This is a genomic window from Piscibacillus salipiscarius (assembly GCF_042685285.1).
GTDB lineage: Bacteria > Bacillota > Bacilli > Bacillales > Alkalibacillaceae > Piscibacillus > Piscibacillus salipiscarius.
The window spans coordinates 244,653-270,377 of record NZ_JBHUMZ010000019.1; the positions used below are offsets into that span (position 1 = coordinate 244,653).

General features: G+C 36.6%; 28 protein-coding genes. 10 read left to right on the plus strand and 18 right to left on the minus strand.

Going from position 1 to position 25,725, the window contains the following annotated elements:
• Positions 1 to 22: 22 nt before the first annotated feature.
• The 5 genes from ACFSW4_RS08240 to ACFSW4_RS08260 all read right to left on the minus strand — a co-directional run bounded on the left by ACFSW4_RS08240 (position 23) and on the right by ACFSW4_RS08260 (position 4,941).
• Complete coding sequence (locus ACFSW4_RS08240; RefSeq protein ID WP_377328615.1) at positions 23 to 1,534, minus strand: acetyl-CoA hydrolase/transferase family protein; 1,512 nt, start codon at positions 1,532 to 1,534, stop codon at positions 23 to 25.
• A 130-nt stretch (positions 1,535 to 1,664) separates the two neighbouring features.
• The gene (locus ACFSW4_RS08245) at positions 1,665 to 2,300 is read right to left on the minus strand and encodes a LytTR family DNA-binding domain-containing protein (protein ID WP_054752887.1); all 636 of its coding nucleotides are present in this window, start codon (positions 2,298 to 2,300) and stop codon (positions 1,665 to 1,667) included.
• Between the two features lie 29 nt (positions 2,301 to 2,329).
• On the minus strand, positions 2,330 to 3,046 hold the full coding sequence (locus ACFSW4_RS08250) for a sulfite exporter TauE/SafE family protein (protein ID WP_377328617.1): 717 nt from the start codon (positions 3,044 to 3,046) through the stop codon (positions 2,330 to 2,332).
• A gap of 78 nt (positions 3,047 to 3,124) precedes the next feature.
• On the minus strand, positions 3,125 to 4,042 hold the full coding sequence (locus ACFSW4_RS08255) for a peptide ABC transporter permease (RefSeq protein ID WP_377328619.1): 918 nt from the start codon (positions 4,040 to 4,042) through the stop codon (positions 3,125 to 3,127).
• Complete coding sequence (locus ACFSW4_RS08260) at positions 4,039 to 4,941, minus strand: ABC transporter permease subunit (RefSeq protein ID WP_054752821.1); 903 nt, start codon at positions 4,939 to 4,941, stop codon at positions 4,039 to 4,041. Before ACFSW4_RS08260 ends, ACFSW4_RS08255 begins: the two co-directional genes overlap by 4 nt.
• 137 nt (positions 4,942 to 5,078) lie before the next feature.
• Here ACFSW4_RS08260 and ACFSW4_RS08265 point away from each other — a divergent pair, with 137 nt between their 5' ends.
• Positions 5,079 to 6,539, plus strand: a complete 1,461-nt coding sequence (locus ACFSW4_RS08265) for a phospholipase D family protein (protein WP_377328621.1) — start codon at positions 5,079 to 5,081, stop codon at positions 6,537 to 6,539.
• A gap of 96 nt (positions 6,540 to 6,635) precedes the next feature.
• Here the strand turns inward: ACFSW4_RS08265 and ACFSW4_RS08270 are convergent, their stop codons facing one another.
• Positions 6,636 to 7,412 carry a 3-hydroxybutyrate dehydrogenase gene (locus tag ACFSW4_RS08270; protein WP_054752828.1) on the minus strand — a complete coding sequence of 259 codons (777 nt, stop codon included), beginning with the start codon at positions 7,410 to 7,412 and terminating at the stop codon, positions 6,636 to 6,638.
• Positions 7,413 to 7,586: 174 nt separating this feature from the next.
• On the opposite strand from ACFSW4_RS08270, the gene ACFSW4_RS08275 reads away from it, so the two are divergent.
• Positions 7,587 to 8,414 (plus strand): cell division protein FtsZ, encoded by an 828-nt coding sequence (locus tag ACFSW4_RS08275; protein WP_377328623.1) that lies wholly within the window; start codon positions 7,587 to 7,589, stop codon positions 8,412 to 8,414.
• Between the two features lie 20 nt (positions 8,415 to 8,434).
• Here ACFSW4_RS08275 and ltaE read toward each other — a convergent pair whose 3' ends face one another.
• Positions 8,435 to 9,457 (minus strand): low-specificity L-threonine aldolase, encoded by a 1,023-nt coding sequence (ltaE, locus tag ACFSW4_RS08280; protein ID WP_377328625.1) that lies wholly within the window; start codon positions 9,455 to 9,457, stop codon positions 8,435 to 8,437.
• Positions 9,458 to 9,567: 110 nt separating this feature from the next.
• On the opposite strand from ltaE, the gene ACFSW4_RS08285 reads away from it, so the two are divergent.
• From ACFSW4_RS08285 to ACFSW4_RS08300, 4 genes are all read left to right on the plus strand, one after another.
• Positions 9,568 to 10,575: a DUF3231 family protein gene (locus ACFSW4_RS08285; protein ID WP_377328627.1), complete on the plus strand. Its 1,008-nt coding sequence runs from the start codon at positions 9,568 to 9,570 to the stop codon at positions 10,573 to 10,575.
• 54 nt (positions 10,576 to 10,629) lie between these two features.
• Positions 10,630 to 11,085 (plus strand): staygreen family protein, encoded by a 456-nt coding sequence (locus ACFSW4_RS08290; RefSeq protein WP_377328629.1) that lies wholly within the window; start codon positions 10,630 to 10,632, stop codon positions 11,083 to 11,085.
• 132 nt (positions 11,086 to 11,217) lie between these two features.
• Positions 11,218 to 12,018: a metal-dependent hydrolase gene (locus tag ACFSW4_RS08295; protein ID WP_377328631.1), complete on the plus strand. Its 801-nt coding sequence runs from the start codon at positions 11,218 to 11,220 to the stop codon at positions 12,016 to 12,018.
• Between the two features lie 73 nt (positions 12,019 to 12,091).
• Positions 12,092 to 12,271, plus strand: a complete 180-nt coding sequence (locus ACFSW4_RS08300; RefSeq protein ID WP_377328633.1) for an H-type small acid-soluble spore protein — start codon at positions 12,092 to 12,094, stop codon at positions 12,269 to 12,271.
• 34 nt (positions 12,272 to 12,305) lie between these two features.
• Here the strand turns inward: ACFSW4_RS08300 and ACFSW4_RS08305 are convergent, their stop codons facing one another.
• Entirely contained in the window at positions 12,306 to 13,019 is a 714-nt protein-coding gene (locus ACFSW4_RS08305; protein WP_054752833.1) for a hypothetical protein, read from the minus strand.
• Between the two features lie 116 nt (positions 13,020 to 13,135).
• On the opposite strand from ACFSW4_RS08305, the gene ACFSW4_RS08310 reads away from it, so the two are divergent.
• On the plus strand, positions 13,136 to 14,323 hold the full coding sequence (locus ACFSW4_RS08310; protein ID WP_377328635.1) for a sialidase: 1,188 nt from the start codon (positions 13,136 to 13,138) through the stop codon (positions 14,321 to 14,323).
• 247 nt (positions 14,324 to 14,570) lie between these two features.
• Here ACFSW4_RS08310 and ACFSW4_RS08315 read toward each other — a convergent pair whose 3' ends face one another.
• The 6 genes from ACFSW4_RS08315 to ACFSW4_RS08340 all read right to left on the minus strand — a co-directional run bounded on the left by ACFSW4_RS08315 (position 14,571) and on the right by ACFSW4_RS08340 (position 18,873).
• Positions 14,571 to 14,699, minus strand: a complete 129-nt coding sequence (locus ACFSW4_RS08315) for a hypothetical protein (RefSeq protein ID WP_279401474.1) — start codon at positions 14,697 to 14,699, stop codon at positions 14,571 to 14,573.
• Between the two features lie 14 nt (positions 14,700 to 14,713).
• Positions 14,714 to 15,229, minus strand: a complete 516-nt coding sequence (locus ACFSW4_RS08320) for a CBO0543 family protein (protein WP_377328637.1) — start codon at positions 15,227 to 15,229, stop codon at positions 14,714 to 14,716.
• Positions 15,230 to 15,548: 319 nt separating this feature from the next.
• On the minus strand, positions 15,549 to 16,130 hold the full coding sequence (locus ACFSW4_RS08325) for a hypothetical protein (protein WP_054752835.1): 582 nt from the start codon (positions 16,128 to 16,130) through the stop codon (positions 15,549 to 15,551).
• Between the two features lie 13 nt (positions 16,131 to 16,143).
• A complete protein-coding gene (locus ACFSW4_RS08330; protein WP_054752888.1) occupies positions 16,144 to 17,319 on the minus strand; it encodes a ParM/StbA family protein in 1,176 nt (391 codons plus the stop codon).
• A gap of 273 nt (positions 17,320 to 17,592) precedes the next feature.
• Positions 17,593 to 17,880, minus strand: a complete 288-nt coding sequence (locus tag ACFSW4_RS08335) for a hypothetical protein (protein WP_054752836.1) — start codon at positions 17,878 to 17,880, stop codon at positions 17,593 to 17,595.
• A 57-nt stretch (positions 17,881 to 17,937) separates the two neighbouring features.
• On the minus strand, positions 17,938 to 18,873 hold the full coding sequence (locus ACFSW4_RS08340) for a manganese-dependent inorganic pyrophosphatase (RefSeq protein WP_054752838.1): 936 nt from the start codon (positions 18,871 to 18,873) through the stop codon (positions 17,938 to 17,940).
• A 174-nt stretch (positions 18,874 to 19,047) separates the two neighbouring features.
• On the opposite strand from ACFSW4_RS08340, the gene ACFSW4_RS08345 reads away from it, so the two are divergent.
• The 3 genes from ACFSW4_RS08345 (at position 19,048) to ACFSW4_RS08355 (ending at position 21,279) form a co-directional block, all read left to right on the plus strand.
• Positions 19,048 to 19,260, plus strand: a complete 213-nt coding sequence (locus ACFSW4_RS08345) for a hypothetical protein (protein ID WP_377328639.1) — start codon at positions 19,048 to 19,050, stop codon at positions 19,258 to 19,260.
• Positions 19,261 to 19,348: 88 nt separating this feature from the next.
• Entirely contained in the window at positions 19,349 to 20,284 is a 936-nt protein-coding gene (locus ACFSW4_RS08350; protein WP_377328641.1) for a Na/Pi symporter, read from the plus strand.
• A gap of 83 nt (positions 20,285 to 20,367) precedes the next feature.
• Positions 20,368 to 21,279: a Na/Pi symporter gene (locus ACFSW4_RS08355; RefSeq protein WP_377328643.1), complete on the plus strand. Its 912-nt coding sequence runs from the start codon at positions 20,368 to 20,370 to the stop codon at positions 21,277 to 21,279.
• 182 nt (positions 21,280 to 21,461) lie between these two features.
• Here ACFSW4_RS08355 and ACFSW4_RS08360 read toward each other — a convergent pair whose 3' ends face one another.
• From ACFSW4_RS08360 to ACFSW4_RS08375, 4 genes are all read right to left on the minus strand, one after another.
• A complete protein-coding gene (locus ACFSW4_RS08360; RefSeq protein ID WP_377328645.1) occupies positions 21,462 to 21,671 on the minus strand; it encodes a hypothetical protein in 210 nt (69 codons plus the stop codon).
• Positions 21,672 to 21,827: 156 nt separating this feature from the next.
• The gene (locus ACFSW4_RS08365; protein ID WP_377328647.1) at positions 21,828 to 23,504 is read right to left on the minus strand and encodes an ABC1 kinase family protein; all 1,677 of its coding nucleotides are present in this window, start codon (positions 23,502 to 23,504) and stop codon (positions 21,828 to 21,830) included.
• Between the two features lie 15 nt (positions 23,505 to 23,519).
• Positions 23,520 to 23,822, minus strand: a complete 303-nt coding sequence (locus tag ACFSW4_RS08370) for a phasin family protein (RefSeq protein ID WP_054752841.1) — start codon at positions 23,820 to 23,822, stop codon at positions 23,520 to 23,522.
• A 255-nt stretch (positions 23,823 to 24,077) separates the two neighbouring features.
• The gene (locus ACFSW4_RS08375; protein WP_054752846.1) at positions 24,078 to 25,601 is read right to left on the minus strand and encodes a malate:quinone oxidoreductase; all 1,524 of its coding nucleotides are present in this window, start codon (positions 25,599 to 25,601) and stop codon (positions 24,078 to 24,080) included.
• Positions 25,602 to 25,725 lie beyond the last annotated feature (124 nt).

Here is a 25,725-nt window from a genome sequence, read left to right on the forward strand (position 1 = left end):
ATGAAGGTGTTTTTTGTCATGTTTACACTTTTACTAATTGTCTCATGGTTCCTTCATTTTCATATTGGCTGTGCCAAGAGAATGCTTTTTCTAGGTCATGTGGAGTATGACCACCCTTTTCAAGAGCTGATTGGTAGTAATCCATCAACTGCTCACGATACATCGGATGGGCACAATTATTAATAATTAGCTCTACACGTTGTCTTGGCGCAAGTCCACGTAAATCTGCGTATCCTTGTTCAGTGACAAGTACATCTACATCATGTTCGGTGTGGTCAACGTGAGATACAAATGGGACAATGCTAGAGATATCCCCATCCTTCGCAATTGACTTCGTTACAAATATAGCTAAACGGGCGTTACGAGCAAAATCTCCTGACCCGCCAATACCATTCATCATATGCGTTCCACGAACATGCGTGGAATTCACATTTCCATAGAGGTCCATTTCCAGTGCTGTGTTAATGGAGATTAACCCCAAACGTCTGATAATTTCTGGATGGTTTGAGATTTCTTGCGGACGCAAGATTAATTGGTTCTTATATCGTTCAAAGTTTCCAAAGACTTCGTTCATCTTAGGTTCAGATAACGTAATGGAACAACAAGATGCAAAATCAACTTTACCTGCATCAATTAAATCAAATACAGCATCCTGTAATACTTCAGAGTAGACTTTTAAGTTTTCAAAATCAGACTCTAGTAAACCGTGAAATACTGCGTTTGCAACAGAACCAATACCTGATTGTAAAGGGGCTAGACTTTTCGTTAATCGCCCTTGTTCTACTTCACTTTTTAGAAAATCAATTAAATGATTTGCCATCACTTTTGTTTCTTCATCAGGTGGTACGATATTAGATGGTGAGTCCGACTGATTAGTAAATATAATTCCTTTAATTTTATCTAAATTGACAAGAATACCTTCTGTGCCTATAGAATCTTCTGGTTTTGTTAAAGGAATAGGTTGTCTGTCACCCTGTTTTTCAGGTGAATACAAATCATGAACCCCTTTTAACTGCTCTGTTTGAGCTAAATTAATCTCTACAATAATTTCTTTCGCATTTTCCGCAAAAATAAGTGAGTTTCCTACAGATGTTGTCGGGATGATTTGACCATCTTCAGTAATCCCTACTGACTCTATAACCGCAACATCGATTTGCTCCATCGTATTTGCTCTAAGCATTTCAGACGTATGAGATAGGTGTTGATCAACAAAGTGAAATTCCCCTTCGTTCATTTTCTTTCTCATGGTTGGATCCGCCTGAAACGGTAAGCGCTTACGTAAAATACCAGCTTCTGCAAAAATTTTATCCACATCAGAGCCTAACGATGCTCCTGTAAAAACATCTACCTTAAACGTAGGTTCACCTTTTGCTCGTTCAACAAGTGCGTATGGAAGGGCTTTCACATCACCGGCACGTGTAAACCCACTTAATCCTAATGTCATTCCATCTTGAATCCAAGACGCAGCAACTTCTGCTGAAACAACACGATCTTTTAAGTCTTTATGTTTAATACGTGAATATCCTTGTTCCATTGTACTCCGCCTTTCTTTTTTTCTGACTATATTGACATTTTATCGTACAAAAAGGCGGCACGACGGCTATTTGGATATAATGACTTTTATTTACGATGAAACAGAAAATTCTCGTATGAAATAGAATGAATTAGAAACCTAATAACCTCCTGAAATAGCTAGAATGTGTTTGACTAACTGGCACGTCTGAGCCATCTGTCATTTTCAACACAAATGTGGAATGAGTATCAGGGTGAATCTCTTTAATGTGATTAATATTAATAATATAAGAGCGATGGCAACGGATGAAACGATCCCTCGGTAAGAAGAAATCGAACTCATTTAGCGTATACTTATGAGTTCCAGTGGTTTGTTCACCAACTACATAAGTGTTTCGATTTTTAGCTTCTATATAGATAATTTCAGAAAATGGTGTGGGTACCCAGCTGTCTTCTTTCTTAATCGTAACGACTGACATGGCATTAGTTAGAGTTGGAAAAATAGCTGTCACGCACCCGGCAACTTCACCATTAACTTCATATGGGACAGCCATACCATAGTAAGGCACACCAAATACATCTCGGTCAATATACTCAGAGACTTTCTGTTTTGTATTTAGTGCTTTATAAGCAATGGTCCCTTCAACAACACAATCTCCAGGTTTAATCTTAAGGTTCACTCGTTTACTCGGCCTGTAATACACATACTTTTCAGTGTCTGATAACGCTATAGAGGTCTCATCTGAAAATAGCTCACTAACTAGATCAATTAATGTTTCAGCGCTCATATTTAACTTCATCTTCTCACCATTTCTTTCTAAAATAGGCTATCAAATAATAAGTAAAGCCCTGTAAAAATTAATAATATATACGTAACGGTTCTAAACAAATCTTGATTTAACTTAACAAATAATTTTTGACCTAAAACTAAGCCCACTAACACAAGAGGTACTGCGATTATACTAGCTTCCCACACTCTAGGGCTTGTACCCGCAAATATTATTTGGACTAATAGACTGACCAAATATATAAAAAGAAAATACGCTAACGTCGTACCTCTTAATCGATCTTTTTTTGTATCCGTACCAGAAAAATAGAGTAATAATGGCGGTCCAGGCATTCCAATACTAGCTGTTAACGACCCTGAAAACCATCCAACCACTAGATCTCTATTTTTTGAACGTCTGATTCTGTACTTTAAAATCAATAACGTGGTTAACACTAATATAACTAAACTCACCAGTAACTTTAGATTTTGAAGGTCCAGCCACAAAAACACCCATATTCCGATAGGTAATCCTACAAAACTTCCCGCGATTAAGCGTTTCATAATTCCAAAATTTATATCTTTTTTTATTTTATATATTAAAGATATTGAGATTAATAAAGATAAAATCAAGTTTATTTGAATTGCCTCTGCCGGTTCAAATAATAAAAGTAAAAACGGTGTAGCCATTATGGAAAAACCAAAACCAGTGCTAGTTTGAAGGATTGATGCGACTACAATTATTATAATAAATAATACGATATCCATTCTTAAACCTCTTCTATGACTTTCATTATGCAACTATACTAACATTCGAATGCATATAAGACACTAAAACCGCATTGATCAGATATGAGAGTTTTTCTTATTAAAGATATTCTGCACACCTTGAGCTAAAACATTAAATGTAAAGATGGTAAACGTCATAGCAAAAGCAGTCCAAAATGGAATCCAAATAGCCAATCTTATATCACGATAAGCATCTGCTAATAGCATTGGCCATGATACAGAAGTGTTTCTAATTTGAAATTGACCAATTTCTACTTGAATGATTTCTTGTGAGATAAAAACGCCGACAAACGCTAGTTGACCCACTAAGAACATCACTTTCCCTAGGTCCGAAACCATATAAACAATTAATTTACCATAAATAAAAGGCAATAAGTAATATCTGAAAACCCTTAGTGCACTAGAACCAACAGAAATAGCACTTAAGATATGCTCCTTAGATGCCGCTTCATCTAAATCAATTTTGATAGATTCAGCAGCTCTACCTACCTCGACCATAGCTACTATCAAAATCATAATCATGACGCGATTCTCCGTAAATAAAAATGGCGGGAGCATAGCAAGTAACAAAACCATGATAATAGTCGGAACATAAGAGAGAAACCCATTGATCCACTTTAAGAACACATGAATTCCTAACCACTTTTTATGCGCTAAAAACGCCAAAGGAATTGCAACAATATATCTCACTAACGTAATTAACACGACGACCATTAACGTTTCTTTTGCACCCATTACAATTAAACTAAGTAAATCACGACCATCGTGATCTGACCCTAACCAGTACTGACCGTTTGGTTCATAAGGGGGTGGAATAGGAATTCCATCATCAGACCATACGTATTGAGTTTCTTCTAGCTCCTGATCAATCCAAGGAAGCTGAGGGCCAACAAATGTTATTAAAAGTAAAATCATTAATAACACTAGTCCAAAAATAAGTACAGCATGTTGTTTAAACCAATTTACCATAGTCATTTGCCCCCCACCTCTTTCTTAGGAACAAACCAATAACGCAAAAGATGAGTGATTAACACTACTAAAAACATCAAGAACAAAAATGGCATCATAAAAGCTAAAGCTCTAACGTCTTCATTACCTAATATGGCACTTAAGAGCTGATACCCCGCCCCATTATAACTTGAGATTTTTTCAATAATTGGCACACTCGATAAAATATACAACATGACCATTTGGCCCTGATTCAAGATTGGTGAAAAGCAATTCCTAACCATATGCCTCATCGCATCAAACTTAGTTAACCCTTTTGAAAAAACGGTCCTCACGTAATCTCGACCCACTTCATTTTCCATTGAAACTACCGTAAATCTAGCCATATGTATGATGGGGTAAATCATCACAGATACTAATGGAATGACAAAACTGTACCATTCTTCATTTCCATATAAACTGAATTTTGGGAGGCCATCTCTCATTGAGATAATTAATAGATATTGAATCGCAATAAATAAGAAAAAATCAGGAATGGAGGCAAAGAGCCATGAGAAAAATGACATAACGTTACCGCTTATTCGTGTTCTTAGATATATTTGGAAGATCCCAATGAACGTACCAACCATCATACTTAAGATAAAAGCAGGCAAAATTACTTTCATACTTCTTACAAAAAAGCGTTCTACTTCACTTAACAAAGGACTACCAGAAGAGGTTTCACCAAACCCCTTTACTTCTTTAACATGATTGATAAAGTCCTGAATCGTCTCATTATACAGTTCTAAAGTAAACGGAAAGTCTGCATGAAATTGAAGTGGACCTACTGGAGTTACTTCTAACTCTCTTGGTAATAACAGTAAAAGCACAAATGAAACAATAATAAACATGAAAATCATTAACTGTTTTAATAGTTGCCATGTCATAGACTTCACCTGCTATTTTTCAAAATATTAAATAAATTATGACAAAATACCTATATAACGTCAACTTGCTTACTAAATTACTTATTAGGGTATATGTAGTATTAATGAAAAAATGAATATTTAAGAGGAGTTTCGAGATGGCGAAGAGAAAATGGTACAAGAAAAAAAGAACATGGATCATTGCAGGAATTTTCATCACAATATACATTGCAACCCTTATCTATCAACAGTTTAAGCCACTTCCAGAGGGGATTTCCTATGAAGGACAAGTTCGCTCATTACACGATGAAGATATTGAATTTCTCTACGATTTAACCTATCAAAAAAATGGACAAGAACATTATGACCAAGAAATATTTGATGAGGTTTATAATATGATTGAAAATGCAGAGGACTTCTTGGTTGTTGACATGTTTATGATGAATGAATCTGCATCTAGCAAAAGAGATTTTCCTAAGATTAGTCAAAAAATAAGCGAAAAAATCATACAGCAAAAGAACGAGCATCCTAACCTTAAAGTTGTGTTTATAACGGATCTCATTAATAAAACTTATAATTCACACCAGGCAGAACACATTAAACCACTCGAAGAAGCTGGAGTGGAAGTCGTTTACACAAAGCTAGATCGTCTGCGTGACCCGAATCCACTATATTCATCTTTCTACCGTATGGGTATACAATGGTTTGGCCAAAAAGGGAATGGCTGGATTATGAACCCTTTCGGAAAAGAGCTACCAGAAGTTACGGCTAGGTCTTATTTTAAGTTATTTAATATTAAAGCTAATCACAGGAAAGTTTTTGTGTCTGAAGACCAAGGTTTAGTCCTATCTGCTAATGCCCATGATGCAAGTGGTTTTCACTCTAATATTGGGTTTAAAGTAAAGGGAAACCTTCTTAAAGACTTAATAGAGTCAGAAAAAGCTGTAGCTGACTATTCAGGAGGAGACCTCTCTACCTTCCCATCGAAAGAACAAATTGAACAAATTAAACCCACTAAATCAACAGGGGATATTAAGGCAAAGGTTATAACAGAACAAAAAATTGAAGTAGCTGCACTTGAAGCAATTGAATCAGCTAAAGAGAACGATCAAGTATGGCTTGGTATGTATTACTTAGCAGACCGTGATATCGTTGATGCTATTAAAGCTGCTTCAAATCGTGGTGTTACACTAAATTTAATCTTAGATCCTAACCAAAACGCGTTTGGTCATGAGAAAACAGGACTACCTAACCTACCAATCGCTCAGGAGTTATTAAACCACGATGATAAAATCAATTTAAAATGGTACAACGTTAATAAAGAACAGTATCATACCAAAATATTATTTGTAAAAAAGGCTAATGAAAGCTTCATTGTAGGCGGATCAGCCAACCTTACCTCTCGTAATATTGATGATTATAATTTAGAAAGCGATTTATCTATAACAGCACCTAATGACAGCGAACTCGTGCATAACGTTGAAGATTACTTCAAACGCATTTGGGAAAATAAAGATGCGCAGTACACTGTAAGCTATGAAGAATATGCTGGAACTTATACGACTGCGAAACGTGCATTATACTACATTCAAAAGATTACCTTATTTACGACCTATTAATACACTGACATTAAACCGAAAAAGTAGCCGACTTTGGTTAAGTAAACTTAACAAGGTTCGGCTACTTTTGATTTAATAAAGTTTTTAGAACTTGAATTATTGAGCTGTATATCCTCCATCAATCACTGTCGCTTGCCCTGTAATACCCTTCGCTTGATCGCTTGCTAAAAACATCATGTAATCGGCAATTTCTTGAACGTCGAGTAATCGCTTTTGCGGTACTAATGGATAAATCACTTCTTCTATTACAGATTCTAATGACACATTTCGTGTTCTGGCTAAATCCTCAAGTTGATTTCTAACAAGTGGTGTATCGACATACCCTGGGCAAATAGCGTTAACCGTGACACCGTGATCCGCCCCTTCTAAAGCTGCTACTTTTGTTAATCCAATCACGCCATGTTTTGCACTGTTATAAGCTGATTTTCCAGCAAACCCAACTAGCCCATTAATGGATGCCATGTTTATAATACGCCCATGTTCTTGTTTTTTCATGATAGGGAAAGCATGCTTGATCGCGACAAATGGTGCAACAAGCATAATCTTCGTCATGCGCTCAAACTGTTCAGTTGGAAAGTCTTCAATCGGTGACACATGTTGTATCCCAGCATTATTGATAAGCACATCTAAGCGCCCATACTGATTAGTTGTTGTATCAATCGCCCTTACGAGTTCGTCTTCATTAGTGACATCACAATAGACCGTCATTCCTTCAAACTGTTTAGACTTAAGCCATTCCTCTACATCTTGTAGCTTCTCCTTGTTTACATCCGTAAAAACGACCTTATTTCCCTTCTTTGCAAACTCTTCTCCTACTCTGAGACCAATCCCGCTAGCTGCACCGGTAATTAAGATAACTTTATTTTTGACCACGCTATTTCCTCCCTTATCCATAACCTTTTATACCTATCATACAACGTCAGACCTTAGACTTCCTAATTAGACACGATTCAACAAAACTAGTAATAAACTTTATCCTATATTTGACAGAATTCTCACGACGGAGTCGATATAATAGTCAAAACAACGAGGATAGGAGTAGAGTTTATGGAGAAAACTGTAAATATTTATCCTGTAAACACTATGGACAAACGTGATCACGAACGTTTATACTTCTATCATTTTATCGGAGGTAACTCTAGTGAAACGGATAGTTTAGTAGAACAACTTCGTGATCTAAAAGAAAGAAAAAATTTATTAATCGGTGTTTTTCGGTTCCCTTTTCGATTTGAAGGTAAAAAGCGCTGGCAAACCGCTACGAAACAATATTTTCTAATGAAAGAATCATGCGATGCTGTTATCTATTTTCAAAGTGATGATTTAATGGAATTAATTGACCAAGACACAACCATACGTGATGCCCAAAATACGTTTAAGTCTATAGAAGATGACAGTATTAGGGCCATTAATAAACTCATTGATGAGACCGGTGAGATGAATATTGATTACCATGACCTTGAGAACTTCATATCAAACTTTAAAGGACCTCTATTTTCCCACACGGTTGAAGGTGAATCATTCGATACACCTTTAAAATACTTAATTGAGAAACCTTATTTACCAAAAGATTTTACTGATGGGGAACAGCTAATGATTAATATTGGCTATACGCAAGATGTTAATATGGAATCATTTCGTCAAATTAATTTAAGGCTTCATGACCTATTCTCAAAAGCCGATCTATTTAAAATTGGGTCATACTTTATTAATGAACCAGGTGAACGATTTAAAATTACGTTAATAGTAAATGGTCTTAAAGATCCTGTCTCTTTACCATTAAACGATAAACCTTCATCCACCTATCATGAGCTTAAGATGAAATGGAAGCGCGGAATAGAAAAAGGGAAAAGGCGATTAAACCTTATAAAAAATTGACCTAAGCTCAGGTCAATTTTTTATTTGAATAACTGATTTACTTTTGAAATAACTGTTTCTATATCTTCTTTAGAAACATCATAATTCGTCACCAAGCGAACAGAGTGAGTACCATAAGAACCTGACTTAATACCTGCTTTCTCTAGCTTCTCAATAAACTGCTCGCTCGTTAAGCCAAGATTTTCTACACTAACTAGAACCATATTTGTTTCGACTTCACTTTCAATTTCAATTCCATCTATATTCCCTAATCCTTCTGCTAGTCGTTTGGCATGATTGTGGTCTTCTTGCAAACGATTTGGCATTTCATTTAAAGCAATAATTCCTGGAGCTGCGATCATTCCTGCTTGGCGCAGTCCTCCTCCTAATCGCTTTCTCCACTTTCTAGCACGTTCAATAAACTCTTTAGGACCAGCTAAAATAGAGCCAACAGGTGCTCCTAATCCTTTAGATAAACAGAACTGAACTGTGTCTACTTGTTCAGCAATTTTATGTACAGGCTCATTCATTGCAACGGCTGCATTAAAAATTCGAGCACCGTCTAGATGAACGGGTATTTTGTACTGATTTGCTACCTTTTTAATAGCTTTCATATTCTCAAGTGGAACAACTGTTCCACCAGCTTTGTTATGCGTGTTTTCAAGGCTAATTAATCCTGTTTCAGGAAAATGAATATCCTCTGGTCGAATCGCTGACGCAACTTGCTTAGGGTCCATTGCTCCACGGTCTCCGTCAATCGTTTTGGGCTGAATGCCTGCTAATGCTGACATAGCTGCTCCTTCATAAACAAAAATATGGGCATTAGCCTCCATAATCACTTCATCCGCAGGTTTACAATGTGTTAATACAGCAATTTGATTCCCTTGTGTTCCACTTGTCACAAATAATGCCGCTTCTTTCCCTAATTTTTCAGCAGCTAGTTCTTCTAAACGATTAATGGTTGGATCTTCTCCATAAACATCGTCACCAACTTCAGCCTGGTAAGCTGCTTTTCGCATAGCTTCTGTTGGCTTTGTGACTGTATCACTTCTTAAATCAATCATCTAAGCCCCTCCCGTCTTTTGTATCATTTTAATACACTCCAAATCTTTTTAAAACTATTGGTTATAAAAGTTTCATACATAGGAAAAATAATCCTAAAGGAGTGTGAACGATGGGCGAACAAGTTAGCAGTCATCATTTTTCGGACTTAACAGCTAATGAAGTATCCAATCTATGGTCTTCTTACTTAAAAAACTCTATGGAACAAAGATTGTTTGAATACTTCTATGCGTCCTGTGAAGATGACCAAACAAGGAAGATTGCAAGTAGAATCATCGAACATGCTAAGTCTACCTTAAAAGAGTTGGATACGATTTTTGATCATGAAAATTTATCAACCCCCCATGCATTTACTGAACAAGATGTAACAGCTGATGCACATAAGGTCTTCTCAGATACGTTTATCTTATACTTTTGTCATGATATCACCATGCTGTCGATGAGTACTTACCCTAGCGCTCTTTCAGACTGCTCTAGGCCAGATATTCGAGAGTTTTTCCAAAAGAGAATAGAAGCATTTCTTAGTCTTCAAAACGATGTCATAAACGTCATGCTTGAAAAAGGGGTTTACTTAAAACCAGCTCAGCTAGAAATGGAAAACGAAGTGGACTTTGTTAGAAGTAAAAAGTATTTAAGTGGTCTATTTACAGGGGCAAGACCTGTAAACGCTCCAGAAATTGCGAACCTTACTCGCATTTCACATCGAGCTCAGTTCTCAAAAATGGTCTTCGTGACGTTTCATAAGTTAGCTCATAAAGTTGAACTGAAAGAACATTTCTCTCAAGGTAGAAACGGAATTGAAAATGTACTTGAATCTCTATCTGAAGTGTTAGAGAAAGAGAATATTCCACTCTCAGCTTCAGGTGATTTTAAAATATCACCAGTTGAAATGTCGCCGTTTTCAGATCGCCTCATGTTGTTCTTCGTCAATACATGTCTTGGAATGTTTTGTTTTCAAATGGTATCCCAGGCATTAAATTCAACCCTACGTTCAGATATTGTTGTTAAATTAACAAAGATTTCAACTAAAATGAGAAAGTACTATTCAGCAGGCTTATTATTAGCTATTAAAGAAGGGTGGTTTGAACAACCACCTAATCCAGTTGATCATAAAGTGTGACACGCCGAATATCTTTTAACATACAATAAACAAAAAGTTATGGGGCGTGTCGGTATGAGTCAATTTAACCCAAACCAACTATTTGTAGAATATAGAGAACAAATTTCTAAAACTAGCCCAATTGTTGGCCGTCGCCATACACTAACCCATTCAGATGTAACTGGTGACTTGTTTTTAACAGTTGGGCCTCAGTTTGCTTACGATCTTATTAATGATATGAGAGATGAAGTAATGGGTGAATTTGTGAAAGTTGGAGATGAGCTTGTTTATCATGCTCACGTATTTATTGGTGGTTTATTCGATGAGGCAACGGCAGCTATTCGTGATCAAATTTTTCGAAGAGAGCTTCCTTTAGCATTAACAGCTATTCGATATGGGGAAAACCCTTTGTTCCAAACTAACCCTTCCCTTGATGAAGTGCCAGTCAAAATTCATTTTAACTCTAGTTATCCTCAGTTTAACACCAGCGAGAACTGGGGAGTTTTTTCAGATTACAAATATGTAGATTAAACCATAACACCATAATTTTTTATAGCCTTTAGCTTTCATCAAGTGCTTGATCCTCTTCAAGCACTTTTTTTATTTCTCATACATAGACAAGAGCGGAATAAACTTTAATAACAATCAATTAGGAGGAATTAGATGAAAGTACTAAGACTAGGCCATGCCATGTATCAATTAACAAGTGAAGGAGGTAAAAATTATCTTATTGACCCTTTTGTTGATATGAATCCCGGCTTCCCAACTCTAATGGACTCAGAGGAATTCTACCAGCAAATTGATGCAATTTTTTTAACTCATGGGCATTTCGATCATACTAGTGGTTTATCTAAATTTGTTGAACATCATTCAGAGGTTACGATTGTCGCTCAATATGAATTAGCCTTAATTTTACTACAGCAAGGGTTTGAAAATGTAATTCCAATTAACCTAGGTGGTTCCGTATCATTTGATGATGTAAAAGCCACTATGGTCCAAGCCGTACATACATCATCGTATAAGGAAACACAGTCAACCCCAATGTATGCAGGAGAATCAGCTGGGTATGTATTTGAATTTAAAGATGATTACACGCTTTACCACTCTGGCGACACTGCCCTAATGTCTGATATGAAACTTATTCAAGATGTTTATCAGCCTGAGATCGCCATACTGTCCTCATCAGGCCATTTCACCATGGGGCCAACAGAAGCAGCCTATGCAGTAGAAAATTTATTAGATGTTAAGTATGTCATTCCTAGCCATACGTTCCCTTCAGAAGAAACGGCTACATCGCCTGATACTCTTAATGCATTACTTGAGCAGTTCCCGGTTGTGGAAAATATGATCGCCAAGGATCATGAACTAGAAAGATTACTTGATAAATATCCTCATACAGAAGTTAGTGTCATTGGGTACGGAGAGGAAAGAGCTTTTGTAAAAAGCAAAAAGCCTAATGCTTAATCATTAAATTATTGTTTGAGTATTCTTCTGAACGGTTATGGTATTAGTACAACCTTACTTAGGAGGGATACTCATGAACTTAATGCGTGCTAAAGAAATTAAAGAAGATCCCAATATGAAAGATGTTGTCTATAACGAAGAATATGTGTATATTGACGATGTGGATGATGAACGTCAAAAAGCGATCATTCATTATTTAAAACGTGATGGTGTTGAATTTGAAGTTGATGTAACTGAGCTAAAAGAGGAATAATAATAGCGCCCACAATAAAAAGTGGGCGTATTTTTTATATAGAGGACCCGAATATGGCGACACTTTGACGGTCAAGATTCATATAATCTTGATCCCATGCTAACGTGTTCAGAACATTACCTAGCGAGTCTGCATTATACCTTCCTGCAATACGTTGATACGCTAACAATTCATAAACCCCATTTGAATCATAATCAACTGGATACAGCCCACTTAATGGATTGACCCAGCCCTCAATAGGATTAATTAGATTGCCATTAGAATCATAAATCTCGTTTAAGTATTCCTGATCGCGGCTGCTAGAAATATCGATGATGTACTGCATTTGGTTTTGCTCACTTAACACTTGAACTTTATAGTCATCTAGATAATTGACTCTATACTGGTACTCATTATTATAAGCATTACCATTAAAAAGCAGGTTCTCTTCATTATTTAAAAAAGAGTATAAATAGGCATAAATCGTCCCCCCACTCCCGCCAGTTGCTATTCGAACCAACACATCGCTAACACCGTCTCCAGTAAAATCTCCTAAAAATAATGTTGGGTCATATCCCGCATTTTCATCTAGCTGAGTTATTGTTAATCTTCCACTCAAACCATCTTGAACAACAAGCGTGATGTCTTGAACAAATGGACTATCAGATGTCATCATACCCATCAAATAAATCTGATCCATTAGTCCATCACCTGTCGCATCACCTTGCGCAAAAGCAACAACTTGAGACCCCTGTCTATTGTTATACATCATATCCACCCCTTCAGACTTACTCCTATATCTTATGGGCAAACGCCAATCCTGCTACTGACAAATTCCCAAAATCAATTAGGTGCATACACTAATTAAAAAGTGGAGGAATTCGTATGTTTTTTAATCATGATGTTAGAAATGTAACGACGCACGAGATGAGCATTAGGCAACAGCCAGTTGTGCAAGAAGTGATGGATCGACTTAGATCTGAACATAACAACTTATACGCACAGCTAACACGTGCTGGTATTTCAAGACGATTTATTGATTATATATTTTATCTAGTTGTGAGCTATACCGTTAACCAAGCGGAAACAGGCCAATCAGCAAGACAAATTTATATACAATTTCAAAGGCAAGTACCTTGGTTAAATCAATTTTTCTTAGCTCATAATGTACCACAAAACTTAGTGGATCGCGTATTAAGGACAGTGATTGAGATTACTCTAGATATAATTAGTGATGACGGTGATGACGATGATGACGATAATCAATGGTCGAGCTGGGAAAACCTTGGTGGTCGATTGACGTCTGCTCCCGCTGTCTCATCTTGGCAAGCTAATCGTCTAGATGTGTTTGCAAGAGGTCAAAATCAAGATTTGATTCATAAATGGTGGGACGGCAGACGATGGAGTGACTGGGAGAGTCTCGGTGGGGTATTGACATCACCACCTGCTGCTGTTTCATGGGGGCCAAATCGCATCGATGTGTTCGTAAGGGGGACTGACCAAAGCTTATACCATAAGTGGTGGGACGGTAATAGGTGGAGCGACTGGGAAAACCTTGGTGGGACTTTAACAAGTGCACCTACTGTCTCATCGCGTCGTTCGAATCAGTTAGATGTCTTTGTTCGAGGCACAAACAACCGCCTTTACAAACGCACTTGGAACGGAACGCGCTGGCAAGACTGGGAAGACTTAGGTGGCAATTTAACATCTCATCCTGCGTCCATATCTTGGGGGCCAAATCGCATCGATGTGTTTGCAAGAGGACAAAATCAAGACTTAATTCATAAATGGTGGGATGGTAACAGATGGAGCGACTGGGAAAGCCTTGGCGGCACATTAGTTGGTGCACCAGCCGCTTCTTCTCGTCGTCCGAACCAAATAGATGTCTTCGTCAGAGGCTCAAACAATCGTTTATATAAGAAAACGTGGAATGGTTCACGCTGGGAAGAGTGGCAAGACCTTGGAGGCAACTTAACCTCTCACCCAGCAGCCGTTTCTTGGGATGAGAATCGTATTGATGTGTTTGCAAGAGGTCAAGGCAATAACCTTTACCATATTTACTGGCAATCTTAGCAAATCAATAAAAATGAAGGCTTTTTGCGCCATAGCAAAAGCCTTCATTTTGTAACTACTCCATCACCGTCTAAGATATCTACCCCAAATTTCACTATATCTACCTCTTTTTAAAATATTTCTACCGCGAAATTTGTCGACGGAGTAAAAAAAGCATTTTTATCTACCCTTTTTAACAAGATATCTAACTATATAAGAAAAGGGCACGGTTTTGAGCTTAAACCATGCCCCATGTTTAATAGTTTTTTTAATCGACATGCCGATCTTCATGTTCCTTCTTAATTTGATGCTTACGAATAAACCACCACATCACGATATACGTCAAGAACAAAAGAATTAAAAAAACAGGTGCCGACAGTACATTTTGAACTTGCATTTACTCACCGCCTCTTATTTTAGGGTATCCAATGGAAACGGGAACATGAGATAAAACAGTATAGCTAACGGAATTGATATAACAATGGCCCGAACAGGTCGTCTATAATGCACGTAAACGACTACAAATAGCGCCGCATTAAGCAAAATATTCATCCAACCATTCCATCCGTTGTCATACACATACATTCCTCTATGAGCAAATAGTGTTTGAATAATCGTATAGAATATGACCCAAGCTGACACATAGATCATCTGTTTAGTTCTATGCTTCGGAAACCTTTGTAAGTAGATCATTAAGCCAATAGGCACGATAAAGAACGTAAAGGCAATATTGATAATGGAGTGACTTAACCACTCCGCCGTTATACCTCTAAACGCCCAGAGTGTGTGATTATAGTAGAGAACATTATATGTTAGATTAATCACCATAAAAAATAAAATGGTTGAATATTGCTGTCGCCATTGTGACCAATCTACAAACTTATAAGCAAAGACTGCCCAAACAATTAATACTAGAATCAAATACATGGCCCAATCTCCTTAGCAGAAATGATACTTACATCTTTGACTTAAACCTGGATCTTTATACTAGAAAAGCTCGGTACTTGAAGGTGTGGTTCAACGTTTATTCAACTGTTAACACAGAACAGGCGATCTGATTTTTATGTAATAATTAAAATATGGGACGTGAAAAGTCGTTTACGGGACATAGAAGTTAAAGTTTAGGCATCGAATTATGTCGAAAATGGTTATTCGACTGATTTTTGAGACATTTTATCAAATTGATAGGACAATTCGGCTTAAATATGAGACATTCAAAAAAAGAGTACCTCAATCATGAGATACTCTAATCATTCATCTTACTTAAGAAGTCACCAAGGAGCTCATCCAATCCTTGATCCTCTTCTGCTTCTTCTTTATTCTCTTCTGTTGCTTCATGTTGCTTTTTTAATAATGCTTCCCAGTTAAACTCTTCCATATCATCATCTGTTGACTCTGGCACTGCTTCTAACGGTTTTGATTCAGATTCCTTAGGTTCTGGTTCTTCTGCCTTCTCCTGTAAATATAGCGCTTCATCTATATCTGTCGAACGACTATTTAATGAAGCTAATAAAGCAGTCGCTCTAACAGGATCATTTAATAGATGATACACAATACTTCCAAGTAAGGCCTCTGAATGTTCGTGCTTAATCCAGTCTCTCTGAGCTTTTGTAAGCTTATTAGGAAGCGGAATAGTAATCGTCTCTCGTTCCCTACTATGATTTTCATTTACTCCTTCTAGTACATATTCTGCTATTTTACTAGAAAAGTTACGTCTCTCCGTCTCCTTTAAATATTGTAGCTCTTTTAAAATGTGATCGGGAGTATCTGATGGAACCCTGAACGAGATGGCTTGTCCACGTTTAATTTCTGTTTGAGGTTTTCTCATACCGTCACCTCACTTACTTCTTAGAGGCCTTTTTCTTTTCTTCTTCTTTCTCTTTAGGTTTCTCATTCTTTTTCAAGTAATCTGCAATTAACTTATAATATGCATTTGCCATCATCCAAATACTTTCATGCTCGTCTTCGAAGAACTCGATATTATAACCATCTAAATTATTGTTTAATGTTTTGATGTATTCTTTTAACACATTTGAACCACCGCCAACAAAGTAACAAATCTCAGTTTGAGAGTTCTTCTGCCATGTGTTGCGTAAGAGACGATATTGCTTTTTGGCTAATTCTAATAAAGTTCGGTCCGTGATGTCATGAACACTCGTCCGGCTACCTTTAACCATAATGTGATTCCGATCATTATTGCGAGTAATGATTTCAACAACATCACGTCTACTATCAAGCTCAACACCATGTTTAGTAAAAATGTCTTCACGAATATTCTCAAGTGATTCAGAGACACCTAAGTTGTAACCTTGAGCTTTGTCATCATCGACTGTGCGATTTTTAATGACTGCTATATCTGTTGATAGACCACCGATGTCCTGGATTAGAATATGTTTATCTATTAAGTCTTTATTGATCACTTTCAAGTCTTTATCCATGACTAGATTAATAAACGCTGCAAAACCTTCAGGGTAAACTTTAACCTCATCAAATTTAATATTAACTTTTAGACCTTGATATTTAGGGGTCACTAAAAATTCAACTTGGTGAACGGAACCCATTAATTTAGAGCGATACCCTGCATCATTTCCTTCCTTAACTTCTCTTAATGGAAGTCCAGTTCCTAATGTGTAATTCGCATCAACAACGTTTTGTTGCTTTTGAAAATCATTTGCTTGAACAGCGTCAAGAGCAATAGATGCAAATAACATAATTAAAGTTTGATCTTCTTGAGACTTACTACTTCCTGGGTCCAATTCTGTTGAATTTGTGCTTTTAGTGGCCAAGTGTCCAACACGATAGATGGCATTGTTTTCTTTCAATGCTGGTGAATGAACTTTAATGTGAAGTCCTTCTAATGGATCTTTCTCATCTAAATCCTCTATACCGATTACAGGGCGGTCTTCAATTTCTCTTGCGATGATATTTGGGATATTGAAGTTATTCTCCAATTGTCCGAAGATTGCCTTTAACGAATCGTTCCCAACATCAACTGCTGCAATTCTTGATTGAGTCATTGTCATCATCCTTTTTTCATAGTATGTAAACCTCTTACTTACAAAGGATATTGGAGATATAAGATGACGACAATGAGCTTTAACAAAACGAAATAAAAACGTAACTTCAGTGAAATAGCGCTTTTTCTGTAAACACTTTTGTGCTCACTGTTTACAATATTGTAAACAACCAACAAAAACAATATGTACACTCTTTTGTTTACAAGTAAACAATATTGTTTTCAAAAGTAAACGTACTGCAAACTTGTAAACATTGTAATAATTTTTCATCATTTAATGAAGCATTGGACCTTGACTTTTCATTCGTCTAACTTCTTGAATGTCATATAATAAATTCACTTTGATCGCTTTCATGTCTTGAGCTACTTTTAAATCATAAGCCACTTCACCCAAATATAAACTTTTTCTTTCTATAATGCCTTCCAACTCTATAAGTTCGTCATGTTTGATCATTTTAATCAAAACTCTCTCTCCGATTAAGGAATCGAACAGATGATGCTGCAGCTCTGGATTCAATTCACTAAAAGGAATAGATTCGTCCTTAAAATGCTCTAAACTCATAAAATCACCCCTTACCTTGAAGTTTTAACAAGGTAAGGGGTTTTTAAAAGGTAAATATTATTGTAGAGCTTCAAAAGCTTTAGTTAATTGCGGAACCATTTGTTTTTTTCGAGAAACGACACCTTCTAACAATACAAGATTCTGTTCAAATGTAACATTAAAGGCATATTCTATAGCTTTATAATCTTCTCCAAAAGCCAATATGATAGAATTACTATTTAGAATATCAGTAATCATTAGAATGGATAGATTTAAACTTTGTTTTTCAGTGTTCTTTTTTAATACTTGCTTTATTTCCTCTTGGTTTCGAAGTATTTCCGCTGGATTAACTACGTTTATTTGTGAGACTTTAACTCGTTTACCACTTAAATTAAAATCTTTAGAATCTAACTCTACTAACTCCTCCATAGATTTATCACTATAGTTTGTTCCTGCTTCTAACATAGATAACCCGTAGTCTTCTAGTTCTACTTTAGCTATTTTAGCTAGTTCCTTGCCAATCTCTATATCTTGATTCGTAGTAGTTGGGGATTTAAAAAGTAATGTATCCGATATTATGGCCGATAACATAAGCCCAGCAACATTCTTTTCTACTGTCACGTTATTTTCTAAGAACAACTTATAAATAATGGTTGCCGTACAACCAACGGGTTCAGCGCGGTAATAAATCGGTTCACTTGTCTCAAAGTTAGCAATTCGGTGATGATCAATGACTTCTATGACTTTTACTTTATCTATATCGATAGCACTTTGCTGCTTCTCATTATGATCTACTAGTATGACTCTTTCTGTTTCCTCTGAAACTCCACTTATCATTCTGGGTGCTTTGGTTTGAAAATATTTTAGTGCATACTTACTTTCCTCATTTAGTTCTCCTAATCTTACGGGTTCTGCTTGTTCGCCCAATTTATCTTTTAAAGTTGCATAAGCAATGGATGAACAAATTGAATCGGTATCTGGATTTTTATGTCCCAACACTAATACGTTACTCATTTAGACACTCCCTTAAAACTCTTTGAGTTCTATTGATATTCGTGATTCTTTCTTTTGTTTCTATCTCCTCGCTATTCTACTAGTTCTCTACACAATTTAGTATAAATCACTCTATTTACCCACGCATTATTCATTACCAAACCATATATAAAACGTAAAGGGAGGTGAATCTTTATGGAAATCTTACTTTTCTCTCTATTGGGCGGTTTGTTCATTTGTGTAATGTTTAGCCTAAGAATGTTAATAGAACACGAAACGGATCAAATCTTAAACACTGTCATGGATGATTATGAACCAAAAACCGAACCTATCTCTATTCCAGCAACAGTACCTCAAAAGTCACCATCTCTAATCTTACAACACTCTAATAAAAATTATAAAGATTAATAGAGCTAATTAATAGATTGAACCAAGTCATTAACTTCTTTCTTCACCAGGATGTTTACCACTAACACTTTAAAAGGGGGTGAAAATAGTGTTTCAAATATTTCTATTCATCCTCACTTTAGGAGTTTTTTTGACAGGGATGTATCTAGTCAGAAACGGTCTATTCAAACTATCAGCCGATAGATTAAAAAACTGGTTAAAAACTCTAACAGATGCTCCCTGGAAAGGGCTTTTGTTGGGGACCGTTGTGACCGCAATTCTACAAAGTAGTTCAGCTGTATCCATTATCGTCATTGGGTTAGTAGCCGGTGGTATGCTTACCTTTTCTCAATCCATTGGCATAATTTTAGGAGCTAATATTGGGACAACTGTAACAACTGAGATTATTACTTTAGAAATAAATTCTTTAATCATACCAATGGCCATTATCGGGGGCGTGCTTCTTTTATTTAAAAAGGATAATTTTCGTTTTACCGGTATGGTTTTAGTTGGTTTATCTGCTGTGTTTGGAGCTATGTGGGGCTTTAAAACACTTGCGGCACCTTTAAAAGAGATGGAATACGTTCATCAGTTATTCCTGAGTTTAGATAACAATCTTTTCTATGCAGTCATCTTTGGTGCCATTGTTACAGCCGTTATTCAATCGAGTACTGCTACAACAGGTATTATGATGGGGTTTATTGCAGCAGGATCCTTAAACCTAGACACAGCCGTAGCTGTAGTATTGGGAGCTAATATTGGGACTTGTGTCGACGCATGGCTAGCTTCCATTGGTAGTGGTAGAGAAGCTAGATTAACAGCTTGGTCTCACATTTGGCTTAATGTACTGGGAGTCCTTTTGTTCTTCCCATTTATAGGATTACTCTCAGACCTAGGAGCCCATTTAGCAGAACGACCAGATGTACAGCTTGCTCATATCAGCGTCATTTTTAATGTATTAAGCTCTTTAATTGCACTTCCATTTGTCAACAAATTCTCTCAACTAATACTGAAGATCCATGACCGAAAAAATTTGCAAGCATAAATGATCAGTTTAAAAAACATCTCCAATCAAAAGGGGGTGTTTTTTAAACTCAAAATGATTAACGGGAAGGAGGATTGATTATTGTGATTTATGTTATTTCGTTTTTATTACTGCTAGGAGCAGCTATATTCGGAACACATTTAATAGGTTCGAGCTTGCTTGATAGTGCCACAGAGTCTATAAAAAATATAATAACAAGACTATTAGATCAACCTTGGAAAGGGTTACTGCTTGGCTTAATAGCCACACTCATTATTCAAAACAGTACTATCATCGTTATTTTAACCGTAGGATTAGTTGCAGCTAGATTATTCACCTTCACGCAGTCGATCGGAGTTATATTAGGTATCAATATCGGTTCGTCCATAACAATAGATTTAATTACCATTAATCCTGGTTATTTCACGATACCGATCATATTGCTTGGAGCGATTTTATGTCTTAGAAAAAATATAAATGTAGTAAAGACTGGATACTCTTTAATGGGTTTCACTTTAGTTATTGGTTCCTTATGCATTATGGATGTCCTGGCAACGGATATGAAGGAAAGTATATTTTATTATGACCTATTTAATAAAATCGACCACTCAAGTTTTATTGCTGTATTAACTGGAATTATTCATACCACATTAGGACAGTCTAACTCTACTATTAACGAAATTGCAACATTGTTCGCTACAGAAAATTTTTATACAGGCATTCCATTAATTATTGGTGCTAACATTGGGACAGGTGTCATGGCTATGATCGCTTCATTAGTTACTATGAAAGAAGCACGCTTAACAGCTTATGCTTACTTGTGGCTGAATATATTGGGAGCCATTTTTATTTACCCCTTTTTGGATTATCTAGTTGAATTAAAAAATATTCTCACTCCTGCTCAAGTAAATATTATGTATAATATCACACTGTCTCTAATTACCCTTCCTTTTGTGAAATATTATAGTAGTTTCATAGATAGAATCTATCACTGGAGACAAAAATCACCTATGTAAATTATAAGAAGGCCGTCGACTACGACAGCCTTCTTATAAAGCTTTTACTTAACGTTGGGTATGAGAAAGCAACCTTTGATTTCATGAAATGTTATTCCTAAACTTGTACATAATCAAACTTTATCTGGGTCATATAACCAATGATCCCCCTAGTCTAGGGGGATCACGTCATACGACCCTTTTTAATCTTCAATGAACTCGATCATATCAATTTTATCGCATACTGCTACGAATCTGCTTTTTTTATGATTAGTAAAAGTAGCTAAGCCTGTACTAATGTCATAACTCTCAAATACTTCAACCCCTGATACATCTTCACCATTCATCATTAATTCTTTTACTCGTGTGCCAGGCTGTGCTTCTGACAACACCATACAAATCGGATTTCTCACCTTAAACCCTCCTTCTAATTGCAGAGTTAGTGTATTATATTAAATATTTACAAACTATGTATGTGTGTTTATTAATAAAGCTATTAAAATATGTCTTTGTCTTGTAAATTTAGTAGAATTATTTTTTCATAAGAAAAGAGAGGCAATAAACCTCTCTTAAAACCTCCCTGAACGAAAGATCGAATAAATTAACCATGTAACCATTAATACAGCAATCACAAATCCAATTTCTACAGCTGGAATATCCCAAAGCAATGATGATTGACTTCCAATCGCTGAACCTATAATTAACCCAACCATGATTAAACTAAAAGATAAAAGCACAATACTAAACGATAATCTATTACTAACTGTATCGAGTTTTGAGAAAAAATGTTCAGCTTTTGGAATCGATATTTCAATAGGTATTTTTTTATTTTTAGCAATATGACTCAGCTCTCTAATGACTTCCGGCATATCCTCAATCACATCGCCATATTCATCAATCTGATCATATAAACTTTTAGCAAGCCGTTTCGGGTTATACTTTTCACGAATAAGGTCTCTTCCAAACGGTTCAGCAGCTTCGATAATATCAAATTCAGGATCTAATTGTTCTATTAATCCTTCTAACGTTAAGATGGTTTTTCCAACCAGTGATAAATCTGATGGAATCATGATTTGATGCTTATTTGCGATTGAAAACAAATCTGTTATTGACTGCCCCAAGCTCAGTTCGCTTAATGGAACTCCGTAATATTTAATCATAAACCGGTCGATATCACCACTAAGTTCATGAATATCTACATCCTCTGGAGCCACCCCCATTTTAAAAATCGCTTTGATCATATCGTCTGAGTCCTGCTTAACCATTGCCATGACTAGAGAAGCCAAATGCATTCTCATTTTAGATGACAATCTTCCCATTAGACCGAAATCCATCCAGGCGATTCGTTTTTCAGACTCTGCAAAAATATTACCAATATGAGGGTCAGCATGAAAATAACCATCTTTAAAGACTTGGTAAAATAACGTGTGAACGACACGATCAGCTAACCATTTTAAATCAAATCCTTTTTCCTTTAATTCATCAAGCTGATCGAGTTTGATTCCTTCGATAAATTCCATGGTTAACACTTGCTTGGTTGTATAGTCCCAATAAATTGAAGGTATTTTAACCGTTTCGTCTTCCTCAAATTGCTGCGCCATTAGATCAGCATTTCGCCCCTCTGTCATGTAGTCAAGTTCATCTATGATCGCCTTAGTAAATTCCTCTACTACTTCAACGACTTGGTACTGTTTTGCCCATTCAAAACGTCTCTCCGCACGTTCAGCTAACTCATGTAGAATCTCTAAATCCGTATGTATTTGCTTATCCACACGCGGACGTTGAACTTTAACAGCTACATGTTCACCTGATTTTAACTTTGCCTCGTGGACCTGACCAATCGATGCGACTCCTAAAGGGATAGAGTCAAACTCTTCAAAGGTTCCATCAACATTCCCACCAAGTTCTTTTTCTATAATTTGTACCACGTCTTCAAATGAGATTGGTGAGATCTCATCTTGTAAGTATGTTAACTCATTTATAATATCTTTAGGAATAATGTCAGGACGCGTACTCGCCATCTGACCAATTTTGATAAACGTTGGGCCTAGTTCTTCTAAGAAGGCCCGAATACGCTTGCCAAGTGACTTCGTATGCTCCTGATCTCGCCTGACATATAACCGGCGAGGTAATGAGAATACCTGATCTAACCCGAGCTCTTTCACTATAAATCCTAATCCGTTACGTGAAAAAGCTGCAGCAATTTCTCGATACCGGTTCATATGCCTCATTTGTTTCCTTAACAAGAACATCCCTCCTCTCTACTCTTCTTTATTAACTTGCTCCTCAAGCTTTTCTATTCGATCTTCAAGTGCTTGAGCGGTTTCTTTTGTTGGAACCTCTAATTCATCCAAATAAGTTTTTAGCTGTCTTTTAATTTTTTCGTCGAACTGCTTTTGACTTTCTTCACCTTTCATTCTCAAATCTTTTAAAAGATTATTTGACTCCTCTTTTGATAGCTGCCCTTTTTCAACTAACTCATCTAACACTCGTTCCGCTTGATCCTTACTTGCAGAGGCTAACCCTAATCCGACAGATAAACCTTTTTTAAATAAATCTCTCATGAGAACTCCTCCTCGTACGACTTATTCTTGTTAGAAGTTTACCCTTAACGAACAAATTAGAAACAGGTCGGGATTGCCCCGTGGTGAAGTTTCTAGTATTTGAAAAAACTTTCTAGTAAATTTTTGATTTTGTCTAGTATTTTCACGGTTTTGTCTAGTAAAATCTCGAATTTGTCTAGTATTTACTCAAGAGTAATGGCGAGCAAAATAAAAAAAGCTTTTGCGCCGCATCTGCGCAAAAGCTTTATATTACCGTTAACCTATAACTGTTTGTTCATCTTCTTGTTCTTTTGATTCACCATTATCGAGATTTAGTGCTCTGGCTGTCGTTGCATGCACTTCCTCAAGTAATTGTGGATGATCCATTAAGACCTTGCCATATGAAGGAATCATTTCTTTTAATTTTGGCTCCCACTCTTCAATATGATTTGGGAAGCAATTTTCTAATATCTCAAGCATGACATTTACAGCTGTTGAGGCCCCTGGTGATGCACCAAGTAATGCAGCAATGGAACCGTCAGCCGAGTTGACCACTTCTGTACCGAACTGAAGTGTACCCTTACCACCTGCGTCCGTCTCTTTAATGACCTGAACGCGCTGACCAGCGACAACGATCTCCCAGTCTTCCGTTTTTGCATTAGGGATAAATTCACGAAGTGCTTCCATCCGTTTTTCCTTAGATTGCATGACCTGTTGAATGAGATATTTCGTTAATTTCATTTCTTTAACGCCTGCTCCAAGCATATTAACCACATTACTTGGTCTAACTGACGTGAAGAGATCTAAGTTTGAACCTTCTTTTAGGAACTTAGGCGAGAACCCAGCAAAAGGCCCGAATAATAAAGTTCGCTTTCCATCTATAAATCTTGTATCCAAATGCGGCACAGACATAGGTGGTGCGCCAACTGGTGCTTTCCCATAAACTTTAGCATGATGCTGCTTAACCACTTCAGGGTTGTTACAAACCATAAATAATCCACTAACAGGGAAACCGCCAACACCTTTACCTTCAGGAATACCAGATTTCTGAAGTAGATGTAGGCTTCCGCCACCAGCGCCAATAAATACAAATTTGGCATTAACCAGTTCGACTGATCCACTATCAACGTCTTTAACCTTAACATCCCAAGTACCATTACTTAATCGGTTTAAATCCTCTACTTGATGACGATAATTAAGCTCAACATTTTGACTTTCCAAATGGTCAAATAGCTTACGAGTTAACTCGCCGAAATTAACATCTGTACCTGAGTCAATTTTCGTTGCAGCGATTGGCTCATCCGACTTACGATTTTTCATAATTAGAGGAATCCAATCCTTAAGCTGTTCAGGGTCATCTGAGAATTCCATACCTTTAAAAAGGGGATTGCTTGTCATAGCCTCATAACGTTTCTTTAAAAAGTTAACATTATCTTCTCCTCTGACCATACTCATGTGAGGTAAAGCTTTGATGAATTCTCCTGGATCTTCAATGAGACCTTTGTTAACCAAGTAAGACCAAAACTGTTTAGAAACTTGGAACTGTTGATTAATTTTGACTGCTTTAGTTAAATCGATCGTTCCATCAGACTTCTCATTTGTGTAATTTAATTCACAAAGTGCTGCATGGCCTGTCCCTGCATTATTCCATTCGTTCGAGCTTTCTTCGCCCGTTTTACCTAACCGCTCATAAACTTTAATATCCCAATTAGGTGCGAGCTCCTTTAGAAGAGACCCTAAAGTCGCACTCATAATACCTGCACCTATTAAAATAACATCTGTTTGTTTTTGTCCGCTCATACTAACCTTCCTATATCTTAGATTTGTATGTCCTACAAATATATTTGGATAAAAGTGTCCAGCTACTATTATATAATAGAATTTGTTGATTTTAAAGTGTCGGTATTTTTTGTTATTACCGTCT

What these genes read in the sequence shown, in the direction of transcription:
- ACFSW4_RS08315 (WP_279401474.1), bottom strand. Translation starts at nt 14,699, where the DNA reads ATGCAAGTTCAAAATGTACTGTCGGCACCTGTTTTTTTAATTCTTTTG.
- ACFSW4_RS08335 (WP_054752836.1), bottom strand. Translation starts at nt 17,880, where the DNA reads ATGAGTTTAGAGCATTTTAAGGACGAATCTATTCCTTTTAGTGAATTG.
- ACFSW4_RS08375 (WP_054752846.1), bottom strand. Translation starts at nt 25,601, where the DNA reads ATGAGCGGACAAAAACAAACAGATGTTATTTTAATAGGTGCAGGTATT.
- ACFSW4_RS08290 (WP_377328629.1), top strand. Translation starts at nt 10,630, where the DNA reads ATGAGTCAATTTAACCCAAACCAACTATTTGTAGAATATAGAGAACAA.
- ACFSW4_RS08245 (WP_054752887.1), bottom strand. Translation starts at nt 2,300, where the DNA reads ATGAGCGCTGAAACATTAATTGATCTAGTTAGTGAGCTATTTTCAGAT.
- ACFSW4_RS08240 (WP_377328615.1), bottom strand. Translation starts at nt 1,534, where the DNA reads ATGGAACAAGGATATTCACGTATTAAACATAAAGACTTAAAAGATCGT.
- ACFSW4_RS08285 (WP_377328627.1), top strand. Translation starts at nt 9,568, where the DNA reads ATGGGCGAACAAGTTAGCAGTCATCATTTTTCGGACTTAACAGCTAAT.
- ACFSW4_RS08370 (WP_054752841.1), bottom strand. Translation starts at nt 23,822, where the DNA reads ATGAGAGATTTATTTAAAAAAGGTTTATCTGTCGGATTAGGGTTAGCC.
- ACFSW4_RS08260 (WP_054752821.1), bottom strand. Translation starts at nt 4,941, where the DNA reads ATGACATGGCAACTATTAAAACAGTTAATGATTTTCATGTTTATTATT.
- ACFSW4_RS08295 (WP_377328631.1), top strand. Translation starts at nt 11,218, where the DNA reads ATGAAAGTACTAAGACTAGGCCATGCCATGTATCAATTAACAAGTGAA.
- ACFSW4_RS08345 (WP_377328639.1), top strand. Translation starts at nt 19,048, where the DNA reads ATGGAAATCTTACTTTTCTCTCTATTGGGCGGTTTGTTCATTTGTGTA.
- ACFSW4_RS08250 (WP_377328617.1), bottom strand. Translation starts at nt 3,046, where the DNA reads ATGGATATCGTATTATTTATTATAATAATTGTAGTCGCATCAATCCTT.
- ACFSW4_RS08340 (WP_054752838.1), bottom strand. Translation starts at nt 18,873, where the DNA reads ATGAGTAACGTATTAGTGTTGGGACATAAAAATCCAGATACCGATTCA.
- ACFSW4_RS08275 (WP_377328623.1), top strand. Translation starts at nt 7,587, where the DNA reads ATGGAGAAAACTGTAAATATTTATCCTGTAAACACTATGGACAAACGT.
- ltaE (WP_377328625.1), bottom strand. Translation starts at nt 9,457, where the DNA reads ATGATTGATTTAAGAAGTGATACAGTCACAAAGCCAACAGAAGCTATG.
- ACFSW4_RS08305 (WP_054752833.1), bottom strand. Translation starts at nt 13,019, where the DNA reads ATGTATAACAATAGACAGGGGTCTCAAGTTGTTGCTTTTGCGCAAGGT.
- ACFSW4_RS08310 (WP_377328635.1), top strand. Translation starts at nt 13,136, where the DNA reads ATGTTTTTTAATCATGATGTTAGAAATGTAACGACGCACGAGATGAGC.
- ACFSW4_RS08325 (WP_054752835.1), bottom strand. Translation starts at nt 16,130, where the DNA reads ATGAGAAAACCTCAAACAGAAATTAAACGTGGACAAGCCATCTCGTTC.
- ACFSW4_RS08265 (WP_377328621.1), top strand. Translation starts at nt 5,079, where the DNA reads ATGGCGAAGAGAAAATGGTACAAGAAAAAAAGAACATGGATCATTGCA.
- ACFSW4_RS08330 (WP_054752888.1), bottom strand. Translation starts at nt 17,319, where the DNA reads ATGACTCAATCAAGAATTGCAGCAGTTGATGTTGGGAACGATTCGTTA.
- ACFSW4_RS08300 (WP_377328633.1), top strand. Translation starts at nt 12,092, where the DNA reads ATGAACTTAATGCGTGCTAAAGAAATTAAAGAAGATCCCAATATGAAA.
- ACFSW4_RS08255 (WP_377328619.1), bottom strand. Translation starts at nt 4,042, where the DNA reads ATGACTATGGTAAATTGGTTTAAACAACATGCTGTACTTATTTTTGGA.
- ACFSW4_RS08320 (WP_377328637.1), bottom strand. Translation starts at nt 15,229, where the DNA reads ATGTATTTGATTCTAGTATTAATTGTTTGGGCAGTCTTTGCTTATAAG.